This window comes from Leptospira noumeaensis, from assembly GCF_004770765.1.
GTDB classification, from domain to species: domain Bacteria; phylum Spirochaetota; class Leptospiria; order Leptospirales; family Leptospiraceae; genus Leptospira_A; species Leptospira_A noumeaensis.
The window spans coordinates 1-6,989 of sequence record NZ_RQFK01000013.1; the positions used below are offsets into that span (position 1 = coordinate 1).

7 protein-coding genes are annotated in these 6,989 nt (G+C 35.2%); all 7 read right to left on the minus strand.

Going from position 1 to position 6,989, the window contains the following annotated elements; translation table 11 throughout:
* Nucleotides 1-265: 265 nt before the first annotated feature.
* Nucleotides 266-724 (minus strand): PIN domain-containing protein, encoded by a 459-nt coding sequence (locus EHQ24_RS06000; RefSeq protein WP_135600774.1) that lies wholly within the window; start codon nt 722-724, stop codon nt 266-268.
* The gene (locus EHQ24_RS06005) at nt 717-947 is read right to left on the minus strand and encodes a UPF0175 family protein (RefSeq protein WP_135575080.1); all 231 of its coding nucleotides are present in this window, start codon (nt 945-947) and stop codon (nt 717-719) included. Before EHQ24_RS06005 ends, EHQ24_RS06000 begins: the two co-directional genes overlap by 8 nt.
* Nucleotides 948-1,327: 380 nt before the next feature.
* Entirely contained in the window at nt 1,328-3,331 is a 2,004-nt protein-coding gene (locus EHQ24_RS06010; RefSeq protein ID WP_135600775.1) for an AAA family ATPase, read from the minus strand.
* Nucleotides 3,332-3,681: 350 nt separating this feature from the next.
* Nucleotides 3,682-3,942 (minus strand): toxin-antitoxin system HicB family antitoxin, encoded by a 261-nt coding sequence (locus tag EHQ24_RS06015; protein ID WP_135600776.1) that lies wholly within the window; start codon nt 3,940-3,942, stop codon nt 3,682-3,684.
* Complete coding sequence (locus tag EHQ24_RS06020) at nt 3,935-4,348, minus strand: PIN domain-containing protein (RefSeq protein WP_244310312.1); 414 nt, start codon at nt 4,346-4,348, stop codon at nt 3,935-3,937. The genes EHQ24_RS06015 and EHQ24_RS06020 overlap by 8 nt, the downstream gene beginning before the upstream one ends.
* Nucleotides 4,349-4,662: 314 nt before the next feature.
* Complete coding sequence (locus EHQ24_RS06025) at nt 4,663-5,553, minus strand: hypothetical protein (protein ID WP_135600778.1); 891 nt, start codon at nt 5,551-5,553, stop codon at nt 4,663-4,665.
* A gap of 543 nt (nt 5,554-6,096) precedes the next feature.
* Nucleotides 6,097-6,882: an SH3 domain-containing protein gene (locus tag EHQ24_RS06030; protein WP_135600779.1), complete on the minus strand. Its 786-nt coding sequence runs from the start codon at nt 6,880-6,882 to the stop codon at nt 6,097-6,099.
* Between the last annotated feature and the right edge of the window lie 107 nt (nt 6,883-6,989).

Sequence of the window (6,989 nt, forward strand, 5' to 3'; positions counted from 1 at the left end):
TCTAAAGAGATGAGAAACCAGAAAGTGTTACCTATGTCTTGCTACAAAAGTGTTACCCATGTCTTGAGTCATACATTGAGACAATTGCGACTAACGAACTAGACTAACCGACGTAGGCTGACCCTGAGTCCCGGACGGGACGTTAGGGATTGGCACGACGCTTGCGTAAGCAAGAGGAGTGCCAAAAGCCTATGTGTCGTAGACCGAACGAGGGCGCAAGTCCCGAAGTGAAGCGGTTAGTCGCTGTTATGCGTAGTTGCTGCTTTTAATTTGTTGATTTGTCTATTCGAAGGATTTCGTTAATTACTGATTCAGAGATCCAGATACCTTTTCTTTGAAGTTCATTGATCTGTTTTTCTAAATCATCTATTATTCCTAGTTTTTTTGCTTTCGCTAAAATTCCGAGGGTCCCAGTTATTTTTAATCCGAGATTTTTTGCAATTTTTCTAGCTTTTAAATCATCTAAGATAACTAGAGAGTTTTTTGTTTCTAGTGCTAGAGCAATAGTAGATGCTTCTCCACTATCTAAAATTTGTTCAAGAGATTTAACCGAAAATTCTTGGTTAGGGTTTTTGATTTTTATAAAGTCTGGTATATTTTCACCGAATTCAGTTTTTACTGTATCAGTTATTATAATAGAATTGTATAAACTTTTTAAAAGATCAAGTTGTTGTATTTTTGAAAGAAGAATTAAGCAACTTGTATTTGAAATTACGTCAGGCATTCTCTAAATCATTTTTAAGATCATCTGTAGAATATCCAAATAGAATAGAAGAACCATAATTCTTCATAACATCAATTAAGGATGATTTCGAAAGATTGACAATATCGGCAGCTTGGCCTATAGATATTTTACCCGTTTCATACAACTTAACAGCCATTGCCATTTTGAAATCATATTCATTTAGATCTATTTGATCGGGAACTTGGAAACTTAAAGATTTCATGATTGTTATATAAAAACGTATGTTATTGAAATTCAAAAATCAAACTATTTTTCATCTCCTATTCATTGAATTTTTTGGAAATTTTGGTATTTTTTGATAAAACCAATTTTTTGCAGCAATTACGTATAACGTACTAGACTAGCCGACGTAGGCTGGCCCTGAGTCCCTGAAAGGGACGTTAGGGATTGGCGCGACACTTGCGTAAGCAAGAGGAGTGACAAAAGCCTATGTGTCGTAGACCGAACGAGGGCGCAAGTCCCGAAGTGAAGCGGTTAGTCGCTATTAAGTGCAGTTGCCATGGCCTAACTATTTTCAAGTGAGCCATGGATGGCGAACCTAAAATATATTTTTTTTATTTTCAGAATTTTGTTCTTTTGAGTCTATTCTTTGCCTAAATCAGTAAGACAGAGTACCGCATTAGCTAATTGTTGAACCCAAAAACTATGGGCAAGACCATTTGAATAAGTAATCTCACCTCTTCGAATTTTTCTAATTTCTTCTTTTGCTGAATTTTTTACTTCTGATAAAGCATCTATAATTGTTTCAGAGGTAATCTGATCTAGATAATTTGCTGGAATTAAATGGGCCATTAAACGTCCCTGATGTTCCTTCGAATCAAAGCGCGCGTCATGTATAATGAAATTTACTTCAGAAGCGGGAATTTTAAATATTTTTTTTAAGTGTAATGTGTTTAATACTATAAATCCATTATTATGTGCAAGCTCACCAGTTGGAATACGACAATCTTCTATTATAAGAAGATAACCATAAATGCTTAATAATTTTTTAATGTTAGAAAATAATTCGCACCAGCTTTGATGCGGTATTTCATGAAGAACATTGCTCAGAACTACGACATCAAAAAAGTTATCGTCTACTTTAGAACGAAGGCTTTCGATCGAGTTATGATACCGATTTACTTCATCGGGATAGGAAAGAGCGATATTCTTTAGGCATTGTTCTTTATCAGAATTGGTTGGATCAAAGGCATGATAGTTTAATTTGTCTGGAGATACATTTTCATAGTCTGCAAGATTTGCAATCATTCTACCTTTCCCAGCACCAAAATCCAAAAGATTTATTGAGTCTTTCCCTTCCCAGATTATTTTAAGTTGATCATAAAGTTGTTTTGATTGGGGATCGCTTGAGTCCGTCTCTACGACATTAGGCGGACATAAACATTCAAATGCAAAACGGTTTCTAGCCAATTCATAAGGAAGGCTTGTAAAATCCTTTAATTTTTGAATTCTTTCTTCATTTCCTAATAGACTTCTTAATACTGCTTCTGGTTTTTTACCAGAGTGTCTCACGGTACGATCATCTACAAACCAAAGCCCTGATGCATCAAAGTGTGAAAGAAGAGGGATCGAGTGTGTTGCAATCCAAATTTGTCCATTTGGATTATTTTTCCTTATTGTATCTAACAAGTCTATAACTGCTGAAGGGTGTAGATGATTTTCAGGTTCGTCCATAAAGAGTATATGGTTTGATAAGTTTCCTCCTTGAGAGTATATAGCAACACAAAGTTGTAATAAGATTCGTTGACCGGCTGAAAGTTGAGCCTGAGCAACTGGTCTATCGAAAATAGTTGAATAGCCATCTTTGTTCCAACCTATGTGTGTTCCAAGGAAAGATTTGATTATATCTTGTAATCGCTTATAATCTTTCAAGGATTCTTGCTTGTCATTGTCAGAATATTCTAAATTAGGATGGGTCGTATTGACCCAACGATCTAAAATTTTTTGTATCAGCGGTAGTGTCGCTTGATGTAGAGTTGAAACTCCAAGTTGTATCGCTTGATCAGCCCTTTGCATCCATTTCTGTTTGTTTTGGTTCGACCAGTCCTCTAATTCAATTTTATTAGGTACAAAGTCGACTATTACTATATCCTGTCTTCCGGTATCAGTAATGATCGGTTGTGGAGTATCTGATATTTCTTGCCATATTTTAATCTGTTGCTCAATGCTTTCTTTTAATTGTGGTTGTTGTGATATTTGATTTTCTAATTCTGTTATTCGATTTTGTAAATTTTTAATCTGTTGCTCAAACTTTTGTTTTAGTTGTGGTTGTTGTGATATATGACCTTCAATTTGTGTTATTTGTTTTTGATATTGCTTAATTTCGCTTTCTATATTCTGCTTTTGTTGCGGTTGTTGAGCAATCTGCATCTTTAATTGTTTTATTTGAGTTTCAGATTGGTTTTTTTGATGTAAAAAAGAGGATAGATTTGCTGTTTGATTGCGGATAATATCAAGAATTCTTGTTTTTCCTGAACCATTTTTTCCAGCTAACAGTATCGTGTTTCCGAGTTTCTTCATTGAGAGCGGGCGAAGACCAACTTTTTCGGTCACATTTTCAGTTAAATTAACCTCGACTATTTTCATGAGTTCTCCAATACTTTTTTATATAAATCAACCTAATTAGTTGCTTGCGTAGGTTTGCACGAGTTACGCCTATACAATATATGTTTTAATACTTTGATGGAAATATACTATTCTTAGCCGACAAGGATGTCGGCTAAAGTTCGTTACCTCTAGTAATTCTTGGCAATTGCACTTAACGAACTAGGGGAGACGACGTTCCCTGACCCTGAGTCCCAGCGGGACGTTAGGGACTGGCACAGAGCTTGCGTATGCAAGCGAGTGACAGAAAGGGAATGTGCCGCAGGCCAAGCGAGGCCTTGTGCCGAAGCGCAGCGTTTCCGCGCTGTTATACGCTGGTTGCTACTATAGGATTAAAGTTTATCCCAGCTGGGAAGTTTATCTTTCTTTCCAACTTTTCCCATAACTTTTTTGAATCCATCTTCAATTGATTCTTTAGTTTTTCCTTGAATTCGTTTTTTGAGAAAGTTAGCAGTATCAATATCACTTATACCTCTTGTAAAAGCATATAAAGCAAATTGATTAAGAGATACACCTTGCGTAGCAGCAGTTTTTTCAATTCTCTCTTTCAAATCTTCAGGAATACGAATAGTTAAAACATTTTTCTTATTCATAATTTAATCTCCAGAATTTAGCAAAATCAGTAGGTGTGATAACTTTAAAAGAATCAAATTTGAGTTCATTTTTAAGATTAAAATCCTTAATATTTGAAGTAATTAAGTATCTACTGTTACTCGCAAAAGCAAGTTCGACAAAGAGATTATCGTTTTCGTCGCTAAGATTAGGTCTAAGTAGATAGTTAATAGAAAAAGGCGTAGCCACAAAAGCTATGAAGTCCAAAACCAAGTTGATTTCCTTCTTTGACAAAGCTAGGTCAGAAAGTGACTTATCTCTTAATAAAACATCTGAATATTCGGTAAAAACAGGTGTGGATAAAGCCAACTCAATTCTTCTGTTTTCGACTAAGTTAAGTATAAAATGTGAAGCCCCTCTATTATCCCTAAGAGCTTGATAAATCACATTTGTATCTATAGTAACTCGCACATTTAAATGATATCAAATATGCTATCATAAATACAGCAAAAATTTTCCAGAAATTTAACTTTCTTCGTAAAAACTGCATTTTTTTCGTGAGGAATTGAGTTTTAGCAACTTGCGTATAACGAACTAGACTAACCGACGTGGGCTGGCCCTGAGTCCCGAACGGGACGTTAGGGATTGGCACGACGTTTGCGTAAGCAAGAGGAGTGACAAAAGCCTATGTGTCGCAGACCGAGCGAGGGCGCAAGTCCCGAAGCGAAGCGGTTAGTTGCTGTTATACGACGTTTTGTATTTTAAATTTCTGTTCCAATTTCTAGAATTATCGAATCAATTCGATCAGAATAGGAATTCACATTTCTTAAGCCATATTCAGTATTTTGTTTGAAGTCAAATCTGCTATCACCAGAATAAACTCTAAGATCATCCGGTCTAATTCGTTGATAAGTATATTTATATCCAATAGACATAAAGAAATTTTGGTTAAAATAATAACCAATTTTTAAAAGTCCTTCAGTACCTTGTACTCTCGTAATTGGATTGATATTTACTGAGATATAACCTTGATCAGAGTATCGATCAGCAAATGAATAATTGTGAGTAGATCGTCCGTATAATAGAAAATAGCTTATTCTCGTTTCTAGATAGAAATTGTAGAAGGTATCTGATTTCGTTTCTACAGCAATTTCTGGACCTATATATTTTTGTCCAAATTTAATTTGATATAAAGTGCTATTTCCATCGGTTAATTCAGATTTATAATATCTTGAACCAATTAAGAAATTTATCTGCGGTAAAATTGAATATGTTAATCCAATTTTAGCTTGTGATCTGTAATAGTTTCCGATTGGAGTAGGTTCTTCATTAATAATCACTTTTTTGTCAAAAGTAAGGTAATTCATAGAATAGTCCCTTTTAACAAATTCATAAAATTCAGAATATAGACCAAATTTGGAATCAGAGAATTTCTTTCGGACAATGATTTCGAAACTATTAACATTACGTTTAGGATCTTTTTTGTAAGGGCCAAAGATATCAGTGTATTGTTCAACTTCATATGGAGTAACAGTTGACCAAGCTTTATTAATAGAGAAATACCAAAGTTTTTTTTGAATATTTTCTGTTTGGGACTGAGCTAAGATTGAAGAACTGGAAATTAAAAGGATTAAGAGGATTATTTTTTTCATTTAGGGTTTTGTTTTACAAAATGTCGTATAACGAACTAGACTTGACGAAGTTTCCCGCCCTGAGCCTGCGTAGTAGGCGTTAGGGAGATCGGGAAATTTGCCGAAGGCCGAACGAGGCCGTGAGTGCCGAAGTGAAGCGTTAAGACGCTGTTAGTTGCAGTGTGCCCGTCGAGAAAAGATTTGTGATAAGAAAGAACTGGAAGTCCACCAGAAAACATCAACAAAGAGCGCAGAGTAAATCAATTTTGAGAAATCTTAAACAAACAAGACCGATCAAATTAATCTTTTGTATCAATCTTTGCTTAATAGATAAAAGCGAGAAAAAACGAACCTGGCGAGAACGAAATTCTGCACATTGCAACTAACGAACTAGCCTTCCCGAAGTTGTCCGACCCTGAGTCCCTGAAGGGGACGTTAGGGACTGGCACGTAGCTTGCGTATGCGAGCGAGTGACAGGAGGACAATTTGGCGCAGCCCGAGCGAGGCCGTAGTGCCGAAGCGTAGCGGGAAGGTGCTGTTATACGCAGTTTGCTATTTATAGTTTTAATCGGACCAAATTTTATTTACAACTGTATCCTTTCCGTCAGTGGAAAATATTATTTGTTCCCAAAAGCTATTTTCTGGTTCATCTCTATCAATAAAATCAAAGGTCAAAACATTTATTACATTTAAATTTTCATTAGTACTTAGTCTGCTGTCACATTTCTGAAACATTTCAAAAACGTTTTTCAAATTTCTATTTTTGAATATAACAACCATCTCTCCATGACCATATTCTGCGAAATAAGATAATATAATATTTTCTTTGTATATTTTGTTGTAAGCGCTAATATCGTTGTTATTTCTTTTATCAATGATAGTGTCATTGAGTAAATGTTTGTATGGTAAAGAATTGCCAATCTGACCAAATTCTTTTTCGAGAGATTGTTCGATTCCCGAATCAATTCCCCCTTTTTCACAAGTTTTGATAGTATTTGTGGATCCTTTTTGTAAGTCACGAATGTAGCTTCCAAAAACCCAACCTATTTTTTCGTTATATGAAACTTTTGTCCAATTTCCGATTTTGCCATTTATAAGAATTGTTTCAGGTTTTTCTTCAATAAAGTTTACATAATCACCATTTCTAATTTTTAATATAATGTTTGCTTTAGTATTTGGTGCATCACGTAACAACAAATCTCCACCATTTGTTATGACTCTTTTTAATATTGTTCTGCTTTCTTCTACTGCCTGGCTTTTTTCGTTTTGATTTACAGTTTTTGGTGATATTGGTAAACAAGTTATATATAGAATGACAAATAATAAAAATGGCAGTTTATTTAAATTCATTATTAATCCTTTAAATTTTAGCAAATTGCGACTAACGAACTAGACTAGCCGACGTAGGCTGGCCCTGAGTCCCGAATGGGACGTTAGGGATTGGCACGACGCTTGCG

Coding starts and splice junctions, on each gene's coding strand:
- EHQ24_RS06000 (WP_135600774.1), bottom strand. CDS start 724: ATGCCTGACGTAATTTCAAATACAAGTTGCTTAATTCTTCTTTCAAAA.
- EHQ24_RS06005 (WP_135575080.1), bottom strand. CDS start 947: ATGAAATCTTTAAGTTTCCAAGTTCCCGATCAAATAGATCTAAATGAA.
- EHQ24_RS06010 (WP_135600775.1), bottom strand. CDS start 3,331: ATGAAAATAGTCGAGGTTAATTTAACTGAAAATGTGACCGAAAAAGTT.
- EHQ24_RS06015 (WP_135600776.1), bottom strand. CDS start 3,942: ATGAATAAGAAAAATGTTTTAACTATTCGTATTCCTGAAGATTTGAAA.
- EHQ24_RS06025 (WP_135600778.1), bottom strand. CDS start 5,553: ATGAAAAAAATAATCCTCTTAATCCTTTTAATTTCCAGTTCTTCAATC.
- EHQ24_RS06030 (WP_135600779.1), bottom strand. CDS start 6,882: ATGAATTTAAATAAACTGCCATTTTTATTATTTGTCATTCTATATATA.